Source organism: Nocardia sp. NPDC060220 (assembly GCF_042727815.1).
Lineage (GTDB): Bacteria > Actinomycetota > Actinomycetes > Mycobacteriales > Mycobacteriaceae > Nocardia.
In genome coordinates this window covers 1-1,114 of the sequence record NZ_JBHWZY010001364.1, presented here as the reverse complement: position 1 = coordinate 1,114, position 1,114 = coordinate 1, and the positions used below count along the sequence as shown (strand labels likewise).

The window sequence follows — 1,114 nt, the reverse complement described above, 5'->3', positions numbered from 1 at the left end:
GATCCGGGATTTCCTCGAGAACTACGTGATCGGCCAGGACACCGCCAAGCGGACCCTCGCCGTCGCGGTCTACAACCACTACAAGCGCATCCAGGCGGGCGACAAGGGCCGCGACAGCCGCGGTGAGGCCGTCGAGCTGATGAAGTCGAACATCCTGATGCTCGGCCCCACCGGTTGCGGCAAGACCTACCTCGCGCAGACGCTGGCCAAGATGCTGAACGTGCCGTTCGCCATCGCCGATGCCACCGCGCTCACCGAGGCGGGCTATGTCGGTGAGGATGTCGAGAACATCCTGCTGAAGCTGATCCAGGCCGCCGACTACGACGTCAAGCGCGCCGAGACCGGCATCATCTACATCGACGAGGTCGACAAGATCGCGCGCAAGAGCGAGAACCCGTCGATCACCCGCGATGTGTCGGGCGAGGGCGTGCAGCAGGCGCTGCTGAAGATTCTGGAGGGTACCCAGGCGAGTGTGCCGCCGCAGGGCGGTCGCAAGCACCCGCACCAGGAGTTCATCCAGATCGACACCACCAACGTGCTGTTCATCGTGGCGGGCGCGTTCGCGGGCCTGGAGAAGATCATCTCCGATCGCACCGGTCACCGCGGCATCGGCTTCGGCGCCGAGGTGCGCTCCAAGGCCGAGGTCGACACCGATGACCACTTCGCCGACGTGATGCCCGAGGATCTGATCAAGTTCGGTCTGATCCCCGAGTTCATCGGCCGCCTGCCGATCGTCGCCTCGGTGACGAACCTGGACAAGGAATCGCTGGTCACAATTCTCTCCGAGCCGAAGAACGCACTGGTCAAGCAGTACGTTCGCCTGTTCGAGATGGACGGCGTCGACCTCGAGTTCACCGCCGACGCCCTCGAAGCGATCGCCGATCAGGCGATCCTGCGCGGCACCGGTGCTCGCGGCCTGCGCGCCATCATGGAAGAGGTCCTGCTGCCGGTGATGTACGACATCCCCGGCCGTGACGACGTCGCCAAGGTGGTCGTGAACGCCGACACCGTCATCGACAACGTCCTCCCGACGATCGTGCCGCGCAAGGCGCAGCGTCCGGAGCGTCGCGAGAAGTCGGCGTAACAAACCAACGGCAAAGGGCCCCTTCGGATC

The 1,114-nt window shown here is 64.8% G+C and carries 1 protein-coding gene; it reads left to right on the top strand.

The window, feature by feature from the left end:
• Positions 1-1,084 (top strand): ATP-dependent Clp protease ATP-binding subunit ClpX (clpX, locus tag ACFWF3_RS36810; protein WP_379318864.1); only part of this gene is annotated, 1,084 nt, incomplete at its 5' end.
• Between the last annotated feature and the right edge of the window lie 30 nt (positions 1,085-1,114).